Raw genomic sequence first — 22,251 nt, 5'->3', positions numbered from 1 at the left:
GCAACCGCATTAGAGAAATAGATAATCGAATTTATAACAACCAATAAAAGACAAAAAGATTATGAATGCAGCTAAGGTATTAGACGATTTGAAAAGACGGTTTCCCAATGAACCGGAGTATCATCAGGCAGTAGAAGAAGTTCTTTCAACTATTGAAGAAGAATACAACAAACATCCTGAGTTCGACAAAGCAAACTTGATTGAACGTTTGTGTATTCCTGATAGAGTATTCCAGTTCCGCGTAACTTGGGTAGATGATAAAGGCAACGTGCAGACTAACATGGGTTACCGTGTTCAGCACAACAACGCGATTGGCCCGTACAAAGGCGGTATCCGTTTCCACTCATCTGTAAACCTTTCAATTCTGAAATTCCTTGCTTTTGAGCAGACATTCAAAAACTCACTGACGACATTGCCAATGGGTGGTGGTAAAGGTGGTTCCGACTTCTCTCCACGTGGAAAATCAAACGCTGAAGTAATGCGTTTCGTACAAGCATTCATGCTGGAATTGTGGCGCCACATTGGTCCTGAGACTGACGTTCCCGCCGGTGATATCGGTGTTGGTGGTCGTGAAGTAGGTTTCATGTTCGGTATGTACAAGAAATTAGCTCACGAATTTACCGGAACATTTACAGGTAAAGGCCGCGAATTCGGTGGTTCATTGATTCGTCCGGAAGCTACTGGTTACGGTAACATCTATTTCTTGATGGAAATGCTGAAAACTAAGGGTATGGATTTGAAAGGCAAAACTTGTCTGGTATCCGGTTCTGGTAACGTTGCTCAATACACAGTAGAAAAAGTACTCGAATTGGGTGGTAAGGTTGTTACCATGTCCGACTCTGACGGCTATATCTACGATCCGGAAGGTATCGACCGCGAAAAGCTGGATTACATCATGGAACTTAAAAACCTGTATCGTGGACGTATTCGCGAATATGCTGAAAAATATGGTTGCAAATATGTAGAAGGAGCTCGTCCTTGGGGAGAAAAAGCTGATATCGCTCTTCCTTCTGCAACTCAGAACGAAATCAACGGCGATGACGCTAAGAAGTTGATTGCTAACGGTGTGATAGCTGTTTCTGAAGGTGCAAACATGCCTTCTACTCCTGAGGCTATCCGTATATTCCAGGAAGCTCAAATCCTTTACGCTCCGGGTAAAGCTGCAAATGCCGGTGGTGTATCAGTATCTGGTCTGGAAATGACTCAGAACTCTATCAAACTGAGTTGGAGCTCTGAAGAGGTAGATGAAAAACTGAAGAGCATCATGAAGAATATCCACGCTGCTTGTGTTCAGTATGGTACTGAAGCTAACGGATATGTAAACTATGTGAAGGGTGCCAACGTAGCTGGATTCATGAAGGTTGCAAAAGCAATGATGGCACAAGGTATTTTATAATCAGCCACAATACAATTATTAGTAAGCTATAGTTAATAAATCCCCGTTCTTTCTTTTTTAGGGAAGACGGGGATTCTTTATATCTCTTATTTCGTTACTTTCTCAAAGCGATAGGGTTGTTTATCGGAAGATTTTCCAGAAGTCTGCTTTAGCGACTGTCCCGGCAGTTGCGTTTGTCCCGGTTGGTAATATTTCATTGCCTCTGGTATTAATTTCTTTATATTGTTGATACGGGACACATCCGAAGGGTGAGTACTCATAAACTCCGGTATTTTTTGTGCTCCCGCTGAAGCCATACGTTGCCAAAAAACTATAGCTGCTTCCGGATTGTATCCTGCCATTGCAGCAAACACCAACCCCAGATGGTCAGCCTCACTTTCATTTTTACGGGAATAAGGCAACATCACTCCATATTGTGCTCCCAATCCGTAAACCTGTTGTGCTAAAGCTTGTGTAGCAGTAGATTTGTTGGAAAGCACTCCATTTAATATTTGCCCGCCATAAGAAGCCACCATTTGCTGGCTCAGCCGTTCAGCAGAATGTTTGGCTACAGCATGGCCAACTTCATGCCCCAAGACAATGGCAAGTCCTTCTTCTGTTTGGGTATAAGGTAAAATACCCTCATTAACCACAATCTTTCCACCCGGCATACAAAAAGCATTCGGTTCTTTATCTTGCACCAGATGAAACTCCCAGGCAAAATTCTGAATCTGATCAGCCATACCGTTATTACGCAGATATGTCTCTACCGCATTGGCTATTCGCTTACCTACCCGGACAACCATCGCAGTATTTGCCACATTTGTAGAGGCTTTCGCAGTTTTCATATAATCCTGAAAACTTGAATTACTCAAGCTCATGACTTCAGAATCAGAGACCAGTAGCAGTTGTTTACGTCCTGTCAAAGCAACGCTACTGCATCCGGATAATAACAAAAGCATAGAAACAGCAACAATTCCTTTTTTCATAATTATATTATTATAGTAATACCCTTTTTTCATTAAACAAAAATAGCACTTTTATAATAATGAACAATCAGGAATTTATTTTGATTTAATAGATCCAAAATATTTAGTTCACTTCGGAAACCTTAAGTCTCTGGATATAAAATGATAATCAATTAGAAAAAAGAAGTGCAATAGTTGGTCAAGAGATATTCCGGTAATTGCAAACCTAAATAAAACAGTTAATTATTACAGATATACAACTATTGACAAAGCAACATATTAGAATTAAATGGACCAACTGTTTTTCTAAGAATTCGGAAGTATAAAAAAACAGTGTCAACAAAGAATAATTTCACTTACTTTGCTAACACTGTTTAGATTACAACAAATCTTTATTTTTCTATAATCTGTATTTCTTTTACTCCTGTAATAATCAAATTCAATTAGACAAATCCAGATGAATGGAGTAATTCTTAGCCGAAACAATGTCCACTATTTCTTTTGTTAAAGTCATTTCTTCTTCATCTGCATTGTAAGCCGTTACAGTATATTTTAGTTTTCCGTCAGAAGGAATAGCAAAATAATAATACGGAGACGAAGTATCTATATCTGCAATAACAATCGAACGTCCAGTCACAGAAGCTATAGTAACAGATAAATTATGAAAATTCACCTTAAATTCATCTGATACATTAACACAAACTCCTACATTAACTTGTGGAACAACCAAAGAAATGCTAGTTATATCCCCTTCCCTTACTTCAAAGGAAGAAATTGTTTCATAAACAGGTACACCTATTTGACCATTAACCGCTTCCGATTGATCTGGAGTAAAAGTTTTTAATGTATACTCCCCTACTGGAAGCACAATACGTTTCGATAAATCTTCTCCAGGAGCATAATCCTTTACGATTTCTCCCCCTTGACAGATCTGTAACTGAAGAGATGTATCCACGGCACGAACCAAAGGATGAACCTCTTCATCGCAACTCAAGAAAAGGTTCGAAATAGAAAAATATCCAAAAGACTTATTGGTATAATGTTGCTCTTCACTACAAGATACAAAAGAAAAACTTACCAATAAGAAGATTATAATAATATAAATCTGTTTCATATTTATTTATCGTAATGCAATTCAAAAGAATCGAGCCAAAATTGGCTACCTCTGATATAATAGTTAGAATAAAAACTTCCACTTCCTTCCTTAGTAAACTTATCTTCCAAATGATCCTTATCTTCTTTCGTTCCTGCTTTAAATATTATTCTCAAATGAGAGATAGGTAAACGTTCCTGAGTCGGATCATAATCAAAAGACAGACTTTCTGTTTGATAAGAAGAATAAGCAATGCCGGATTTCAGAAAGGCTTTTCCTATCACTACAACCTTACCATCAGTTATATTCTCCAAATAAGCCTCTACCTGATATTCATCTCCATTGTAGGGAGAGGCTTTATATACAAAAGATAGACTGGTAGGACGGATATATGCCGCTTTACCATAAACGGAATCTTCAGAAGCGCTATATTCTCCCACACAAACAATACCAGCTGAAATGTTATTTATGATACTTCCACTTTTGTTCCCAAAACTACAAGAGTTTCCGGCTCCCCACCCTATTGTCATCATGTGTGCTACCGTACTTCCATTATCAGAAATAGGAAGAGTACTCGATTTTGAAACATAAAAAGCATTCACACCGTTAGTATGACAAGTCAATGGATTTCTGGTTCCAATCCATCCGCCCTGAAATGTATAAAGCGGATTTTTACTTTTAGGATTGGTAGTATCATACCCATCATCCAAAGAAGCATTGGGTATAGTAAGAGCCTCATATGTCCTTACCTCTGTAACACCACTAGTTAATTCATCACGATACAAAGCCCGTACATAGTATGTTGTTCCGGGAGCAAGTCCCTCTTTACGCAAATCTGAAAGCAAAGGAATCCATGAATTACCATCTGTGCTAAATTGATATTGAACGTCAGTTACAATTTTATCAATATTTCCTGTTTTTATATCGGTTGCCATAAGTGGATTAGCCGTTAATTCTTTAGTCCAGATATTGCCCGGATAGACTGATACTGCAAACTCAGGTTTTAAAGTCCTTATTGTATACGTTTTTTCTTCACTCCATCTTCCGTTGGCCTTTACCTTTACACCAATTAGGTTATTTACATCGCCTTCATTCTTTGCCAGTAAGTTAGCAGTCATTGCAGATAAATCCAATACACCCTCTACCACATTCAAAGTTGGCAAAATAATATTCACAGCTTCCAATGAAGTACGTTCGTCTATTGTAAGCGTAGACAATAAGTACGTTTTATTCAGTGAAGAAAGCTTCTCATCTTCAAAATTCAAAGTAAACTCAACATCTTCTACCGGACGCACAGCTTTATAGGCAATTTTAGCTGTAGTTGCATCAGCCGTTTCTACATATGTCAATGCATTAGAATCATCAAATCCGATTGCTTCTACTTTAGGCTTTGGTAACCACTCTTGGGGGACAGTTTCATTCACCGTAACCGTTTCAATAGAGGTTTCAATCTGTAAATCAAAAATCACACCTGTCATATTGGATGTATCTATATTGAGTGTATACACATAGTTTTTACCTTTCTGCGCCGGCATGATTACAGCAAAATTTTTGCTATACCCTTTATTATTCTCTATCCACGTTCCTTTCAAATAAAGTTCAACCGTGGAACCTGCCCTGAAATAAGGGTTCTCTATATCACCCGGATGCCAAACCACAGATTGGTCACCTACCACTAATTCTATATAATAATCCTTCAAAACCTTCTCAAGTTTATCCTGATTTCCAAATTTGAAAGAAGCTAAAGAATTGCCAACAAAACAAGGAATCGTCAATTCCTTCGTCTTACCGGATTCTATATCAAACGCAATCGTTTTCGACGTATAATAAGGAGCATCCAATGCAAGTTCCGGATTTGTCCCATACGAAGCTACCACTTCATACTGCCCCGCCACAAACAAATGAGGTGCAGAAACGTTAAAAGCAGAAAGAGTATTATCAAAAACAACTTTATCTTTCTCGAGATTTTGCATCTTAATAATAAATTGCCCTGCCGTCTCAACTGATAAATCCGGTAAAGAACGAACTTTTAGAGCTGCTTCTCCATCCGTTAGAGTAATAGACAGATTTCCGCTTTCAGAAATCAATTCCTCCCTCTGACATGAAATCACGAAAAACAAAATGACTAAACAACTTATATGTAAAGCTTTGATCCTCATTCTTATTCTTCTATTCATATAACAATTCAAATTCATCTACATAAAGAGTACTGCCGTGCCCAACTTGCCCAACGACTTTAGCTCCTTCAAATTCTCCACCGTAACGACTGGATGTAGCTACAATAGTCATGGCAGCAGGACGAGCATTCAAATTCTTATAATCAATATCAATTGTAAATTTAGTATATGATGTTACTTCTACCGAACCAACAAACTCCCCATAAGCAAATTCATTGCCCGCAGTATCCCATAATTTTATATATATATGGCATTGGTCTTTGGTCAAAGTACCCGGAATGCTTCCTCCATTATTTATCGGTTCAGGCTTATACTTATAATATCCCGTCATCTTTGTGGGACGCGCACCCGTATAAGGCCGTCCAAAAGTGACACTGGCAGAAGGTTTCATCATATTCGTTTTATACTTCCCAATAAATAAATTACCTGCCGCAGCACCAACTAACGTAACTCCGGTAATACTACGTAAACGGGCCGCTTTTCCTTTGTAAGCGTCACTTCCTTCTACCGGAACCGTAATAGGATCATTGCCACCAGCCAAAGAAGAAGTAACACCCTCATTTCCCGTAGCCCAATAGGCTCCGGCAGCTTCATAATCATCAGCAATCGAATTTGCAAACCAGTTCTTTCCACTCTGTATCCAAGTATCGAAGTTTAGATTGGGAACCACTGTTATCTTCTCTGTAGTAAAAGATCCTACACTGCCGGCAACACCATCTACTAAAATGCGCCACTGATAAACCGTACCGTCCTCCAAACCTGCAATCGTTGCTTTAAAGGAAGTAGCACTTAACATATTTACAGCAGATGCGTCTAACTGACTCCAACTGCTATCCAACGCTTTCTTATATTCAATGGTAGGCGTACTCCCAGCTTTCACTCCACCGCTCACAATTGCTTTTTTCGCCCAGATCTCCACCTCTCCAACAGAAGAAGTAGTCTCAGTTTGGACAACATCCACAGTCCACAGACCAAGATATTTTTCTCCGCGATAAACAGCAAACTGTTGCGGACGGCTGAAATCCTTCACACCGCTTGGGTCAGGCACTAATCTCCCATTGCGTCCTCCTAATTCCAATGCGTTAATCTTCACATCTTTCAGCGATTGAGAAGCTGACACATAGATCAAGACAATATGGTTCAGTTCATCTATAACTGGCTGTCCTACCTGATTTTCTACATTTATAGTACGGTTAATCACTTGATTGACCGTAACAGTCCACGGATAATCCTGATAAGTACGTAATAGAATCTTAACCGGATTTGTGAAGTTTATCTTTGTATTGGCATTACTGGGCAAATCACTCAAAGAGGTAAAACTAAAATCAGGAAACTGCTTGGCAGAAGCGCAAACAGCTTCATCCGGAAGAATTTTTGCTTCAGAATTAGCCACCAACTTTGTGACTTTCAATTCTTCCAGTTCCACCAACTCGTCCACAGTAAGTACAACGGTACGTTTGGTTGCATCAATCTTTGTATCCTCGGTCTGCCCTTCTATTTCAAACTCTTGAATTTCACCTGGAATATAGGGATAAGGAATATCATTTTCAATACAAGCTCCCAATAGAAAAGCCAGTAAACCGATGCCCAAAATATATATTCTCATTTTTTTCCTCATTTGAATTAAAGATAAAAACACATTCCGATATTCAGCGAAAATATATCAATCTTAAAATTCGCAGAACTACTCCTGCGATATCCACTCTCTACCTGATTGGTTTTCTGGTTTATCCATTTAAAATCAAGTCCAACAAGACCGATGGAAACTTCTACTGCTATATTATTTGTTACAAAAGCTGTTAATCCGGGGGCAGAGCCCAACTGCAAGCGATGTATATACTGATATGTACCTGTCAGATCATTCTCTACTCCGGAAGTGTTTTTCCCTTGTCCGTAACCATATGACAAACGAAGTTCATTGAAGAAGCCGAAAATTTTGCTGTTTCCCAACCCCATATAGGTACGCAGAAATCCGGAAGCATAGACAGTATGTTCCAAATATTTATAATCTTTTATATCAAAGGTAAGATCGTCTCCCAGATCCAAATCGAGATTGCCGATGTCAATGTAAGAGCGTGAATAATTGAGTCGTGCTCCTGCCGCCATATTATCAGCAAAGAAATATCCGGCATACGGACTGACTTTGAAATTATATCCGCTTGCTTTGACATTATCCAGAACTAAGAACTTGTAATTGTCATTTGTTTGCTCAGAATAGGAAAAGGAGCAGCCACCCATCCAAGTGCCTTTAGGAACAAAAAGAGAGGATTTTATTTTACGGTCAAATCCCCGTTGTGCGCAGACGGTTGCCACGCACAATAGGGAAATGAAAAAGATGACATATCTTTTCTTCATTCAGTTAATTATTTATAGTATGACAACTCAAACTCATCTATCCAGAGTGTACTACCATTTCCAACCTGCCCTACAACAGCAGAGCCGCTAAAATCTCCACCATAATGACTTGACGTTGCAACAATTGTAATCGTTGCCGGTTTTGCCGTCATATCCGTATAGGTAATATCAAAAGAAAATCTCGTATAAGATGTAACTGTCTCTGTTCCGACAAACTCTCCAAAACCAATCTGGTTACCGGAAGCATCCCACAGTTTTACATAAATATTGCATTCATCGGTAGTCAATGTACCCGGCTTAGAACCTTCGTTAATAGGCTGCGGACTATACTTATAATATCCTGAAAGTGAAACAGGACGAGCTCCAGTATAAGGACGGCCGAACGTAACACTGGCAGAAGGATTAGACATATTCGTTTTATAACTTCCGATAAATAAATTACCAGCAGCAGATTTTACTAAAGTAACCCCTGTTATCGTTCTCAATTTGGCGGCTTTACCCGAATAAGCATCATCTCCTTCTACAGAAACAGTGATTGGATCTTTAGAACCTGCCAAGATAGAAGTAACACCGGTATTGCCCGTAGCCCAATATGAGTCACTTGCATCTGCGTTTGCAAAATAGTTCTTTCCACTTTGCGACCAGGTATCAAAGTTTAAATTCGGTATTTCCTGATACACCTCGGTAGTGAACATATCGGTAGCTCCTACCTTTGTACCACAAGCAAGGCGATAAACATAGCTCGTTCCGAATTCCAATTCTTCAGTTTTCGCGCTATATACTCCGTTCTCTACTGTTGTACTTACACTTTTCCAAACTCCTTCTGATGATTTTTTATACTGAAAAACAATAGGTTCAGTTTCTCCGGTCAAAGTGGAAGCCCCATACATATAAGCAAACTTACCAAATGCGTTTGAGCCTGTCACCTTTAAATTCGGATCGGCATCAGATGTCATAGGAACAGTTATATTTACCTCATACTCATGAGTCGTTTCATCTACTGTAAAATTAAAGCTACCATTACCTTCATTAGTAACATCGTACTTAACCTTATAATAATAACGTTTTTCAGCCTTTTCTGTTATTACTTTATTAAAAGTAAAGGAATTTCCATCGGTATTTGTCACTTTCAAAACAGCATTCAAAGATTTCCCAGTACGACAATAAGCAGGACGTGTTTCCTGAGATGTAAAATCTATGCTTCCATATTCATTGGAAACCACACAGTCATACGAAGAGAAAGCATTTTTAAAGTTTTGTGAATAGCTGACAGCTACCATGCTTTGAACCATAGAACAAACAATTTCCACCGAGCGAGAAATGTCTTTCTCTATCTTCACAAGTGTTTCACCGAGATAATAGGGCGCAACCTCAAATCCTTGCTGCGTGGAATCCTTATCCATTGAATATGCTCGCAAAAAATAATTGCCTACAGGAAGCAACAGACTTTCACTTTGTAATAGCGTCCAGTCATCTACGTGCTTCACTACTGTTCCCTCTTGCAAAATGTCCAGTCCCATCTTCTCTACAGCTCTTGCCTGTGGTATTACATTTTTATCTAATCCCACAGAAGAAACCTGAAGATAACCGTAACCATCACTCGAAGAAGTCTCATCCTGACAAGCTATCATAATAGCTAACAAGCACAAAGTAAATGTGCTAAAAATAAATCGTCTCATTATGATTATAGTTTAGGTTATTCTTGCGCTGTTACATTCACTTTCAAATCACCTTGGATATCCGAATTGATACCATCAGATACAGTAATAGTAAAAGTATTCTCACTTGCACCGTACAATCCCAATAAGGACATAAAAGAAGTAACATCAAACGAATAACTTGTTTTATCCTTGATAGGGTCATTAGCATCGATTAATCCTATTCCTTCCTGTGTCTCCAAAGACCCGGACAATACTCCCTGTAAATCACCCGGATTGGCCAAATCGAATTCACCACCTAAGCCAAAACCTTCTAAAGTCTCCATAAAGCCCTCGTTATCAGAATTAATCTTTACCAACAGCTTTTTAATTCCATTAGGAACCGAGAAATCAACTTTTACAGTAGGAACATCTTCTGACAAAGCTACAAATGAATAAGTTTTATCTAAGCCGACAACATTCATTTCTCCTTTATTTGTATCTCCTCCTTCTGAACCTCCTCCGGGATTAAATACAATATTTTCCGTTGGAATCTCCACAGTCGTTCCGGTCTCAGTCCAAGTTAAATCAACGGTAATCCCCAGATTTATCTTCGTCACAGGATCAATGACTGGATTATCTCCCGGATTGATTGTCACTTTAAACGAGTCCCCGTTTTCCAACTTGCTACTATTTTCAGAGTTCTCCGGTTTAGTAATTGTATAAGACTGTGCAATATCCGTACCATCTGTAGAAGTAGTCGCTTTCACACTCATCAATATGCTAGATGCATTTTCCGGTACATTAAAATAGATTTTCTTACCCACGTTCTCCTTCTTAAAAACGTAGTTGCCCGTACCGCCGTTCGTGATGGTGATCGTATAATCATCTTTGAAGTTTTCTTCGAAACTCTTAGCCAGAATCAGATTCACCTCCACACAACTTAAACGACAAGTCGTATTAACCGTTGTTGTCTTTCCCGGCAATATCTGAAAATCAGTCTGTCCTTTAAAATACGGACGTTCCGAAGCACCTACATTTTCACCATTATAATTGTAAGCCCTCACACGATACTTCCCGGCAGTCAGCTTCACTGAACCTCCCTCTGCTCTTAAATCGCCATAGGAAGTCTCTTTTACCACACCGTCAGTAGATGCATTAACAATTTGAACCGTATAATTTTCCACATTCACTTCCTCATCAGGAAAAGCTCCACGAGAAATTACGATATTAGAATAGTCCTGAGCCAATAAATCCAGACTTACTAACCCTTCATTATCATTCAATGCATTTTTCCCTTTCAATTCATCGCGCATTTCACAAGCGCTCAATCCAATCACGAGACTAATTCCCGTCAATATATAGGTAATTTGTTTCATGCTGCAATCTTTTAATTATTAACAGTGGTATCCTCGCCCGGCATAAACTCATCCGGTAGAGTAACATCTATATTCTCCTCTTGCACTCCATTATCTATTGTTACAGTGATACCACTGATTTTTCCACCCTCAATATCTATCAATTTAGGTTTTACTGTAATAGTCAGAAAATCACGTGGTTTGATGGTCACAGTCTGAGCACCGAAATTAGCAGGCGTAACGGTAATACCATTTTTATCCTTCAAAGCAAAAGTCAAAGAAAGATTTTCGTTACCGACTGCCTTCAAAAACAAATCTTTATCTACATCAGCCTGCGACATCTCAAAAGCTTCCGTCAGATATTGGGTTTTCAATCCCACCGTACAATCAGAATAGAATGTATAGAAGTCATCAGAATATTTCAGATTCACTTTAACATTTGCCGGAGTACAAGCAAAAGAAACAGTTTTATTATCTCCTTTCACTACTGTAATGGTTTGTGCACCTTCCATATACAGCTTATCATATCCGGCATTTACGTTTTCACCATAATACGCACGTACTGTATAAGTACCGGGAGTCACTTCCTGAGTCAATTCCATTTCGGAATAAAGTTTTGACTGAAGAACATTTCCCGAAGCGTCTTTCAACTCCACCGTATAATTTGCTACATTTTTATACGGGGTCAGATCCATAGCTCGTGCCTTACTCCCTTTTGAAGCATATGACACGTCAGAATTTAAGTCAATCATCATTTTTCCCTTTGCTGCTGAAGCATCGTTCCCCTCACTACTTTCACAAGCGATAAAAAACAAAGAAGAGAAAAACGTGAAGCATAAAATAAAACTTTTCTTCATAATAATCTCTCATTATTTAATATAAAGTTATACACTATATAACTTAACCACTAATATTTTATACAAAACTCAGGCAAATATAATAGTTTTCAATATTTAACCTTAATTCCGCAACACTATTATAAATTAAACTTTTTAAGTACCTGAGCAACAAAAAGTTGCTCAGGATTTTGCCATGTCAGAATTTTCACTTATCTTAGTGTTGCAAAAAAAACAAGAGAATCCGACGATAGACATGGCGAAGATACAAATTAAATCTGAGAGACTCACTCCTTTTGGGGGATTATTTTCAATCATGGAGCAATTTGACTCCACATTATCATCTGTAATCGACTCAACCCTCGGTCTAAGGTGTAGATCGTTCGGTTATCAGTACAGCGAAATCATCCGTTCTCTCATGAGTATCTACTTCTGTAGCGGTTCATGTATTGAGGATGTCACTACTCATTTGATGAACCACCTCTCGCTTCATCCGACACTTCGCACTTGTAGCTCTGATACTATCCTCAGGGCGATAAAGGAGTTGACGCAAGAAAACATTTCATACACATCAGATATGGGCAAGACCTACGATTTCAATACGGCTGACACTCTCAATACTTTATTGCTCAATTGTATATTTGCATCTGGCCAACTGAAAGAGGGTGAGATGTATGATGTTGATTTCGACCATCAGTTCATAGAGACAGAGAAGTATGATGCAAAGCCTACATACAAGAAGTTCCTTGGTTATCGCCCTGGCGTGGCGGTTATTGGCGATTTGATAGTCGGTATAGAGAATAGCGATGGTAACACAAATGTTCGTTTCCATCAGAAGGACACGCTGAAGAGGTTCTTTGCGAGATTTGAACAGAATGGGCTCACTATCAATCGCTTCAGAGCTGATTGTGGATCATGTTCCGAGGAAATCGTGGAGGAAATAGAAAAACACTGCAAGTCCTTCTATATCCGTGCTAACCGCTGCAGTTCGATCTACAATGACACCTTTGCTCTCAAAGGCTGGAAAACTGAGGAAATCAATGGCATTGAGTTTGAATTGAACTCTATCCTTGTTGAGAAGTGGAAAGGTAAGGCATATCGACTTGTGATTCAAAGACAGAAACGGATGGATGGTGTGCAGGATTTTTGGGAAGGAGAATACACATACCGTTGTATCCTGACTAACGACTATGATTCTTCCGTAAGAGAAATTGTCGAGTTCTATAACCTTCGTGGAGGAAAGGAACGTATCTTCGATGATATGAACAATGGTTTCGGGTGGGACAGATTGCCCAAATCCTTCATGGCAGAGAACACAGTGTTCCTTCTTCTTACAGCACTTATCCGTAACTTTTACAAGGCCATTATTCAAAGACTTGACGTAAAGAAGTTCGGGCTCAATGCAACAAGTCGCATAAAAGCGTTTGTCTTCAGGTTTATCTCTGTACCAGCCAAGTGGATCAGGACATCAAGGCGGTATGTGCTGAACATCTATACCTGTAATAATGCTTACGCAGATGTTTTCCAGACTGATTTTGGATAATGCCTACAACTTATGGGAATGATATTGTGTATTGCCTCAAGTCACATTGTGGGGTAAGGGGATATTGTAGGCAGAAGTGGGTGCTTCAAGTTCAAATTATCTGCAAATTCAGTAATGAGAGGACGTGTAAACGCAATAAGGACGTTCAAGGGCTTAGTTGCGGATTTGAGGTTTAATAAATAAGCCTTCACCTTTTATTCCTCAAAATCTGAAAATAAGGCCATAAATAGTTTTTAAGATATTAAAAATAGACCATCTATAATGATAATAACAAAAAAATTCTGTCTTTCATATGAAAAACAGAACTTTTTTGTCATTACTGGTATTAAAATTAGAATCTACTTATCCTCTCCCGGCATCAATACTATTCCCAATTTTTTCTTGCCATCCATCTTGACGACAATAGGTTTTTCGAAGCGTACATGACGGAGAAACTTCGTCTCTTCCACAGCAGGAAGTCCGTTCAGGAAGTCCTGATTATAGACCCCATCATTCATAAAAGCATTAATTGTGAAATAACCGACTCCAAAAGAAGTAAGATTCTGGAAAAAGTGTGTTCCCTGACTCGGATCTACCCGGTAATTCGTCAATCCTGCCTCCACAATTACACGTGCGGCAGAGATATGAGGCCACTTCACCGGAATGCCCAACCATGTATCACTACTTCCCCAGCGTCCCGGGCCGACAAGCACATAATTCCTTCCTTCATTCAGAAATTGCTGGTTGATCTTTTCTATTTCCCAAGCAATGGTTTGATTATTCGAGGCACTATACCCATCCGTCTTCACATAAACAATATCATAAATATCATTCATGATGCCATGTCCTAACGAATTCTCGGAACGCAGAAGTAAATCCTCATCCGGTATTAAAGACAAATCCTCATCCAACATCTCTTTACTATCTACTATCGGACGAATTTGCAGCAAATAGAAAGTTCCTGTTTTATCCTGGTCGCGACTCAAAGTAGCAGCAAATTCAATTTCAACCGGACGACGCATTTCCTGTTCACTATATTTCAACACAAGTTGCAGAATACGCGCTAATGGGAAAACGTCGTGTTGCAGAATATTTGCAAAAGTAATCACTTTACGTCCACCCGGATACAGACCGTCACGAATAATCTGGTCATATGGATCATAGGTAGAAGCAATGTAACGCAACGAACCATCACTTTCAGCCTCTTTCACATGAAGTTTCAGCAAATTAAAGCCATCGTCTATTGAGAAGTCCTGACCGACATTCTTCAAATCCAACGCATAGAAACGGGTCTGAGTCTCTTTAAGAGCAATTTCCATTTCACTCGTCTGAAGCACCTGATTCGGATGATAAGGAGAGAAACGAAGAGTCATTCCTCCATCCACAATATATTTGCCAAGTCCTAAAGCCAGATTTACAGTACCTTCTTCCGCTTTCTCGTCACCCAACGGATAGTAATTCAACGAACGTGCCACTCCCGACATGGAAGGATAGTAACGGTCCCCATACTGATTTCCTACCACCTCCTGCAAGATGACTGCCATCTTTTCCTGATCGATTACATTTGACGTGGCTTGCATATAGGCTTTACTGTCCCGGAAATACACAGAAGCATATACTCCTTTAATCGCATCGGAAAGCATACGGAGCATTTCATACTTATCATCCAAATAAGGAATCATATACGTACTATATATCCCGGCAAAAGGTTGATAATGCGAATCTTCCAACAAAGAAGAAGAACGAATGGCTATGGGAGATTTCACCACATCAAAGAAAGTAAAAAAGTCCTCTACCAAACGGTCCGGCAACTTTGCCTTCAAAAAATATTTCAAGATCAGATCATCATCTGCATCCGACAAAGCTATCTGATACAGATTGTTCGTATCCATAAATTCATCAAACACATCCGTACACAAAACCACCGTTTTCGGAATAGCAATAGACGCATTCTCAAACTCCTCAAACTCAGGATGACGTTTCACCATATTATCGATAAAAGCCAGCCCACGTCCTTTTCCTCCCAGCGAACCGTCACCGATACGGGCAAAGTTTGAATAACGGTCAAAGCGGTCGCGTTTGAAGACGGCCACCACTCCCTGATTCTTCATCTTACGATATTTCACAATGGCTTCGAAAATTATCTTCCGGTGAGCGTCTACATCCTGAAGACTACTCCAGGTGATTGGCTTAAGAAACTCCGCCACAGGAAACATAGCCCGCGAATAAAACCAACGGGAAACGTGATTGCGACTAATATGGTATAAAAATGACTCCGCAGGTACAGCAAACAGAATATTTTGGAGTTCCTTCAAGTTCCGTACGCGGGCAATCTCCTCGCCTGTCTCCGGATTACGAAAAACGAAATCACCGAAACCAAAGTTATCTGAAACAATACGGCGCAAATCGACATCCATCTTTTTCGAGTTTTTGTCGATAAAGCTGGCTCCATATTTAGCTGCATACGATAAGTTTTCCGATTCTGAAGACTGAATAATCAAAGGTACAAACGGATCGTTTTTTCGTATTTCGGCACAAAGCTTAATACCGGCCAGACTATCTTTCTCTCCCCGTTCTACTTTTGGAAAACGTACATCGGTGATGACACCTAATATATTATTTTGATATTTCTGATAAATGGCCATTGCTTCCTCATAAGTACGCGCCAACACGATTTTAGGACGTCCACGCATACGGAGAGTACGCTGGTGGGCATTCAGTGCTTCCGTAGAAAACTCCTGGCTCTGCTTCAATACGAACTTATAAAGATTAGGCAATATGGAAGAATAGAAACGGATTCCATCTTCTACCAGAAGGATTAACTGTACACCGACCTCTTGCACATCATGTTCGAGATTCATTTTGTCCTCTATCAACTTAATGATGGAGACTAACAAATCAGTATTACCCAACCAACAGAATACATATTCAAAAGCGCTCAAGTCTTCATTAATAATACGTTTCGTTATACCATGACTGAAAGGAGTCAGGATGACTATCGGAATATGCTCATATTTCTCCTTAATATGGCGACCAATGTCGAAACTATCATTATCTCCTGTACTCGGCATACAAATCACAAGGTCGAACGGCATATTTCCCAACTGTGCCAAAGCCTCCTCTTCAGTAGAAACCTGAGAAAAACGAGGTGGATAACGAAGAGACAAAGAGGTATATTCATTAAAAATCTTCTCGTCAATACGCCCATCATCCTCCAGCATAAACGCGTCATATGGATTTGCTATTAACAGCACATTAAAAATTCGCCGGGTCATCAGATTGGCAAATTGCGTATCTTTGAAATAAAGTTGATTTAATTTATATTTACTGAGCATAAAGGTCTTTTGTCTATTTAGTACATAAACTATCCACAAAATTAGCGAAATTAATTCATAGTGTAACAGTTATCAATCATTTCTTTTAGGAAATCCTGCGTTACAAGCCCCAGTTGCACATCAAGAGATGAAAAGGTTATCATATTCTTTCCGGATGATTAAACCGGAAGTTGTACATCTTCTATTTCACTTCTATATATCTTTTATACAACTCTTGTACTTATTTCGGGTAACTCTTATACTTATTTCAAGTAACTCTTGTACTTATTTCAAGTAACTCTTGTACTTCTTCCGAACAACTCTTTTACATCTCCCGGATAGTTTTTGTACCCCTCTTCCACTTTTTATCTTCATCATTTATTTGACTGTGTTCTATATATTGCGTAGATTTGTAACTTTAAGTTATATTTCGAACAGACTTTATTCAAATGAAAAAAGTAATTTTATTAATGAGTGGAATCATGGTTATATCATGCACCCCCCAACAGAAAAAGCTTGTTTACCCTGAAACAGCAAAAGTAGACACAGTAGATGTGTATTTCGGTACACCCGTTCCTGATCCTTATCGTTGGTTGGAAAACGACACCAGTGCCGCTACTACTGCTTGGGTAGAAGCCCAAAACAAAGTTACCAACGAATATCTGAGTCAGATTCCCTTTCGTGAAAATCTGCTGAAACGACTCACAGTACTGGCTGACTATGAAAAGATCAGCGCCCCTATTAAAAAACATGGCAAATATTATTTCAGCAAAAATGACGGATTGCAGAATCAAAATGTGTTCTATGTACAAGACTCGCTGAATAGTGAACCACGTGTTTTCCTTGATCCAAACAAATTATCGGAAGACGGAACTGTTGCACTCACAGGTCTATACTTTTCACACGATGGCAAATACACTGCCTACAGTATCTCACGTAGTGGTTCAGACTGGTCAGAAATCTATGTAATGGACACAGAAACAGGAAAATTACTTGAAGACCACATCGAATGGGCCAAGTTCTCCGGTGCTTCCTGGCAGGGAGACGGTTTCTATTATAGTGCCTACGACGCTCCTACAAAAGGAAAAGAGTTCTCCAATGTCAATGAAAACCACAAGATTTATTATCATAAGATCGGTGAACCACAGTCAAAAGACCAACTCATCTACCAAAATCCATCTTATCCCAAGCGTTTTTACAGTGCCAGTGTAAGCGAAGATGAACAAGTTCTCTTCCTCTTTGAATCCGGGGCTGGTAGAGGAAACAACTTATTCATGCGTGATCTGAATAAACCGAATTCTCCCTTTATACCATTGACCACTGATTTCGACTATCAATATTCTCCTATCGAAGTAATCGGCGACAAGATGTACATCTATACCAACTACGGTGCACCGAAAAACCGAATCATGGTAGCCGACATCAACCAACCGAAGCTGGAAAACTGGAAAGAACTTGTCCCTGAATCAGAAGCCGTTCTATCAGGAGCAGAAGTTATTGGCGGCAAACTATTCCTTACCTATGATAAAGATGCCTCCAACCATGCTTATGTTTACGACCTTGACGGTAAGCAATTGCAAGAAATTGAATTACCCTCACTCGGTTCGGTAGGATTCAGTGGAAACAAAGACGATAAAGAATGCTTTTTCGGCTTTACTTCGTTCACCATCCCCGGAGCAACCTATAAATACAATATGGATACAAATACCTATGAACTCTACCGCGCTCCTAAAGTACAGTTCAACTCGGATGATTTCGTTACAGAACAGATCTTCTTCCCGAGCAAAGACGGTGTAAAAATTCCGATGTTCCTTACTTATAAGAAAGGATTAAAGAAAGATGGTAAAAATCCAGTATTCCTTTATGGATACGGAGGATTTGGAATCAGCCTCAACCCAAGCTTCAGCGCAATGCGCATTCCATTCCTCGAAAACGGAGGTATCTACGCACAAGTCAATCTACGTGGTGGAAGTGAGTACGGAGAATACTGGCACGTAGCAGGAACCAAAATGCAGAAACAGAATGTGTTTGACGACTTTATCTCTGCCGCCGAATACCTCATTGACCAAAAATATACCAATAAAGATAAAATCGCCATCGTAGGTGGTTCTAACGGCGGATTGCTGGTAGGAGCTTGTATGACACAACGTCCTGACTTATTCCGCGTAGCCATCCCGCAGGTAGGCGTTATGGATATGCTTCGCTATCATAAATTCACAATCGGATGGAACTGGGCAAGCGATTACGGTACAAGTGAAGACAGTAAAGAAATGTTCGAATACCTGAAAGGGTACTCTCCGCTACACAGCCTGAAACCGGGAACAAAGTATCCCGCTACCCTGGTTACTACTGCCGATCACGACGATCGTGTTGTTCCTGCCCATTCCTTTAAGTTTGCCGCTACTCTGCAAGCCGATAATGACGGAACTAATCCAACGCTCATCCGTATTGACAGCAAAGCTGGTCACGGAGCCGGTAAACCAATGGCAAAAGTATTGGAAGAACAAGCAGATATCTACGGCTTTATAATGTATAACTTAGGTATGACTCCAAACTTCTAAAGAAGAAAACTTTCTATCTGTAAACCATATCGAGCCTCATCAACTATTTTTCACTCAATAGTTGATAAGGTTTGATGATTTTCCACCGAAATACTATCATTTTATTATTATTTAATCAAAATATAGGAATAGGATTAACCATGATTGAAAAAAATTCCTATATTTGCAGTATACACAGTTTACATTTTATCAGAATAACCTTTTTAAAGCATACTATTATGAACATTCAAAAAATCATGTCCTCTCTGGAGGCCAAACATCCCGGTGAATCAGAGTATCTTCAAGCAGTAAAAGAAGTGCTTCTTTCCATTGAAGATATCTACAATCAACATCCTGAATTTGAGAAGGCCAAGATCATAGAAAGATTGGTGGAACCTGACCGTATTTTCACTTTCCGCGTGACTTGGGTAGACGATAGAGGTGAGGTACAAACAAACCTCGGTTATCGTGTACAATTTAATAATGCAATTGGTCCGTACAAAGGCGGTATTCGCTTCCACGCTTCCGTAAACCTCTCCATCCTGAAGTTCCTGGGCTTCGAACAGACTTTCAAGAATGCGCTGACTACTCTGCCTATGGGTGGCGGTAAAGGTGGCTCAGACTTCTCTCCGCGTGGAAAGAGCAACGCTGAAGTGATGCGTTTCTGCCAAGCCTTCATGCTGGAATTGTGGCGTCATCTGGGTCCGGATATGGATGTACCTGCCGGTGATATCGGTGTTGGAGGACGTGAAGTCGGTTATATGTTCGGTATGTACAAAAAGCTGACTCGTGAATTCACTGGAACATTCACAGGAAAAGGACTAGAATTCGGCGGCTCATTAATACGACCTGAAGCTACCGGTTTCGGTGGATTATACTTTGTCAATCAAATGTTGCAAGCCAAAGGAATCGATATAAAAGATAAAAAAGTAGCCATTTCCGGTTTCGGCAACGTAGCTTGGGGAGCCGCAACGAAAGCTACCGAACTGGGTGCAAAAGTAATCACCATCTCCGGTCCGGACGGATACATTTATGATCCGGATGGTATCAGTGGCGAAAAGATAGACTATATGCTCGAATTACGCGCTTCCGGCAATGATATCGTTGCTCCATATGCAGAGAAATATCCGAATGCCACCTTCGTTGAAGGTAAACGCCCATGGGAGGTAAAAGCCGATATTGCATTACCTTGTGCGACTCAAAATGAATTAAATGGAGAAGACGCACAAAATCTGATAAAAAATAACGTACTTTGTGTCGGAGAAATTTCCAACATGGGTTGTACTCCGGAAGCAATTGATTTGTTCATCGAACATAAAACGATGTATGCTCCGGGTAAGGCAGTCAATGCAGGTGGTGTTGCTACCTCCGGTCTGGAAATGTCTCAGAATGCCATGCACCTGAGCTGGAGTGCAGCCGAAGTGGATGAAAAACTCCATGCTATCATGCACGGTATCCATGCACAATGCGTGAAGTACGGCACAGAACCCGACGGGTATATTAATTACGTAAAGGGTGCTAATATAGCCGGTTTTATGAAAGTAGCTCACGCAATGATGGGACAAGGCGTTATTTAAAAAATACTTTGTTTAGTTGTATTTGTATTTGTGGTTTGCGCTGCTCGCCCCCTGTGATAGGACGCGGGTAGCGCTATTTTTTTGAAATTCATATTATTTTCAGTTGAAATAACTACCTTTGTACTCTCACAGGTGTTATATCTAATATCTGTAAAGATCAAAATAGAAAACAATAAATTGAAAATAATTCTATGCTACAACCTGAATTAAAATTCCGCCGCGACAAGATTCGCAGTTTAATGGCGCAACAAGGTATTGAAGCTGCGCTTATCACTTGCAATGCTAATTTGATTTATACTTATGGATGTGTAGTTAGCGGATATCTTTATTTACCCCTCCACTCACCGGCACTACTCTTTTTCAAACGTCCGAACAACATCACAGGAGAACACTCCTTCTTCATTCGTAAACCGGAACAGATTATTGAGTTATTGAAAGAACAGGAACTACCAGTACCAACCAAATTAATGTTGGAAGGTGACGAACTTCCTTATACGGAATATGTACGTTTAGCCGGCTTATTCCCAGACACAGAAGTGGTAAACGGAACCCCACTCATTCGTCAGGCTCGTAGTATAAAGACCTCCATCGAAATAGAAATGATACGCCGTTCCGGAATGGCTCATGGCAAAGCTTACGAACGAATACCAAGTGTATACCGTCCCGGAATGACCGATATCGAGTTTTCAATTGAAATAGAACGTCTGATGCGTCTGCAAGGAAACCTGGGAATTTTCCGCGTCTTCGGCCGTAGCATGGAAATCTTCATGGGTAGTGTACTGACAAGTGACAATGCCGGTTACCCTTCGCCTTACGACTTTGCATTAGGTGGACAAGGTCTCGATCCGGCTCTCCCGGGTGGTGCCAACAAGACTCCATTAAAAGAAGGTCAAAGTGTCATGGTAGACTTAGGAGGAAACTTTAACGGCTACATGGGTGACATGAGCCGCGTATTTTCCATTGGCAAATTATCCGAAGAAGCTTATGCAGCACATCAGGTTTGTTTAGAGATTCAAGAAAAGATTAGCTCGATTGCACGTCCGGGCATAGTCTGCGAAAATCTCTATAATACGGCTGTAGAGATAGCAACGAAAGCCGGATTCGCGGATAAATTCATGGGAACTAACCAACAAGCTAAATTTATCGGTCATGGTATCGGATTAGAAATCAATGAAGCCCCCGTTTTGGCTCCACGCATGAAACAGGAATTGGAAACGGGTATGGTGTTTGCCTTAGAACCCAAAATCGTTATTCCGGGTGTAGGACCTGTCGGAATAGAAAATACATGGGTGGTAACCAATGAAGGAATAGAAAAGCTGACAAACTGTAACGAAGAAATTATCGATTTGGAAGCCTTTTACAAACAAGAAGAATAAAATTCAGACTTTTCGGACTACAATTATAAAAAAGAATACTTAGAAAGAAACTGTTGCAAAACTGTATTTCGGAAGTGAAAATTTTATAGATAAAACCTCTTAGAGAATCCCCTTATTTTTCCT

The 22,251-nt window shown here is 39.9% G+C and carries 14 protein-coding genes; 5 read left to right on the top strand and 9 right to left on the bottom strand.

Annotation, left to right across the window (positions count from 1 at the left end; translation table 11 throughout):
• The first annotated feature begins 61 nt into the window (after positions 1-61).
• Positions 62-1,396: an NADP-specific glutamate dehydrogenase gene (locus tag EJF25_RS05320; RefSeq protein WP_025075175.1), complete on the top strand. Its 1,335-nt coding sequence runs from the start codon at positions 62-64 to the stop codon at positions 1,394-1,396.
• A gap of 86 nt (positions 1,397-1,482) precedes the next feature.
• On the opposite strand, the gene EJF25_RS05315 is transcribed toward EJF25_RS05320, so the two are convergent.
• The 8 genes from EJF25_RS05315 to EJF25_RS05280 form a co-directional block, all read right to left on the bottom strand.
• Positions 1,483-2,364 (bottom strand): M48 family metallopeptidase, encoded by an 882-nt coding sequence (locus EJF25_RS05315; RefSeq protein ID WP_125040272.1) that lies wholly within the window; start codon positions 2,362-2,364, stop codon positions 1,483-1,485.
• A gap of 418 nt (positions 2,365-2,782) precedes the next feature.
• Entirely contained in the window at positions 2,783-3,457 is a 675-nt protein-coding gene (locus tag EJF25_RS05310; protein ID WP_125040273.1) for a DUF4493 domain-containing protein, read from the bottom strand.
• Between the two features lie 2 nt (positions 3,458-3,459).
• Positions 3,460-5,613, bottom strand: a complete 2,154-nt coding sequence (locus EJF25_RS05305) for a DUF4493 domain-containing protein (protein ID WP_235016721.1) — start codon at positions 5,611-5,613, stop codon at positions 3,460-3,462.
• Positions 5,606-7,219 (bottom strand): PCMD domain-containing protein, encoded by a 1,614-nt coding sequence (locus EJF25_RS05300; RefSeq protein ID WP_235016722.1) that lies wholly within the window; start codon positions 7,217-7,219, stop codon positions 5,606-5,608. The genes EJF25_RS05305 and EJF25_RS05300 overlap by 8 nt, the downstream gene beginning before the upstream one ends.
• A gap of 17 nt (positions 7,220-7,236) precedes the next feature.
• Positions 7,237-7,968 carry a hypothetical protein gene (locus tag EJF25_RS05295; RefSeq protein WP_125040275.1) on the bottom strand — a complete coding sequence of 244 codons (732 nt, stop codon included), beginning with the start codon at positions 7,966-7,968 and terminating at the stop codon, positions 7,237-7,239.
• Positions 7,969-7,976: 8 nt separating this feature from the next.
• The gene (locus EJF25_RS05290; protein ID WP_125040276.1) at positions 7,977-9,647 is read right to left on the bottom strand and encodes a DUF4493 domain-containing protein; all 1,671 of its coding nucleotides are present in this window, start codon (positions 9,645-9,647) and stop codon (positions 7,977-7,979) included.
• 17 nt (positions 9,648-9,664) lie between these two features.
• Positions 9,665-10,984, bottom strand: a complete 1,320-nt coding sequence (locus EJF25_RS05285; protein WP_125040277.1) for a DUF4493 domain-containing protein — start codon at positions 10,982-10,984, stop codon at positions 9,665-9,667.
• Between the two features lie 11 nt (positions 10,985-10,995).
• Positions 10,996-11,820, bottom strand: a complete 825-nt coding sequence (locus EJF25_RS05280) for a DUF4493 domain-containing protein (protein ID WP_125040278.1) — start codon at positions 11,818-11,820, stop codon at positions 10,996-10,998.
• A gap of 235 nt (positions 11,821-12,055) precedes the next feature.
• On the opposite strand from EJF25_RS05280, the gene EJF25_RS05275 reads away from it, so the two are divergent.
• Positions 12,056-13,342, top strand: a complete 1,287-nt coding sequence (locus EJF25_RS05275) for an IS1380-like element ISBf12 family transposase (protein WP_009040242.1) — start codon at positions 12,056-12,058, stop codon at positions 13,340-13,342.
• A 338-nt stretch (positions 13,343-13,680) separates the two neighbouring features.
• Here EJF25_RS05275 and EJF25_RS05270 read toward each other — a convergent pair whose 3' ends face one another.
• Positions 13,681-16,656, bottom strand: coding sequence for a PEP/pyruvate-binding domain-containing protein (locus tag EJF25_RS05270; RefSeq protein ID WP_125040349.1), 2,976 nt, complete (start codon positions 16,654-16,656; stop codon positions 13,681-13,683).
• A gap of 428 nt (positions 16,657-17,084) precedes the next feature.
• Between EJF25_RS05270 and EJF25_RS05265 the strand changes: the two genes are divergently transcribed.
• From EJF25_RS05265 to EJF25_RS05255, 3 genes are all read left to right on the top strand, one after another.
• Positions 17,085-19,196 carry a prolyl oligopeptidase family serine peptidase gene (locus EJF25_RS05265; protein ID WP_125040348.1) on the top strand — a complete coding sequence of 704 codons (2,112 nt, stop codon included), beginning with the start codon at positions 17,085-17,087 and terminating at the stop codon, positions 19,194-19,196.
• 218 nt (positions 19,197-19,414) lie between these two features.
• Positions 19,415-20,752 (top strand): NADP-specific glutamate dehydrogenase, encoded by a 1,338-nt coding sequence (gene gdhA / locus EJF25_RS05260; protein ID WP_125040347.1) that lies wholly within the window; start codon positions 19,415-19,417, stop codon positions 20,750-20,752.
• 191 nt (positions 20,753-20,943) lie between these two features.
• Positions 20,944-22,128, top strand: coding sequence for a M24 family metallopeptidase (locus tag EJF25_RS05255; protein ID WP_125040346.1), 1,185 nt, complete (start codon positions 20,944-20,946; stop codon positions 22,126-22,128).
• Positions 22,129-22,251 lie beyond the last annotated feature (123 nt).

Origin of the sequence: Bacteroides faecalis (assembly GCF_003865075.1) — a bacterium.
Lineage (GTDB): Bacteria > Bacteroidota > Bacteroidia > Bacteroidales > Bacteroidaceae > Bacteroides > Bacteroides faecalis.
Note: the sequence above shows the minus strand (reverse complement) of the source record. Positions and strands in the feature narration are given on the sequence as shown.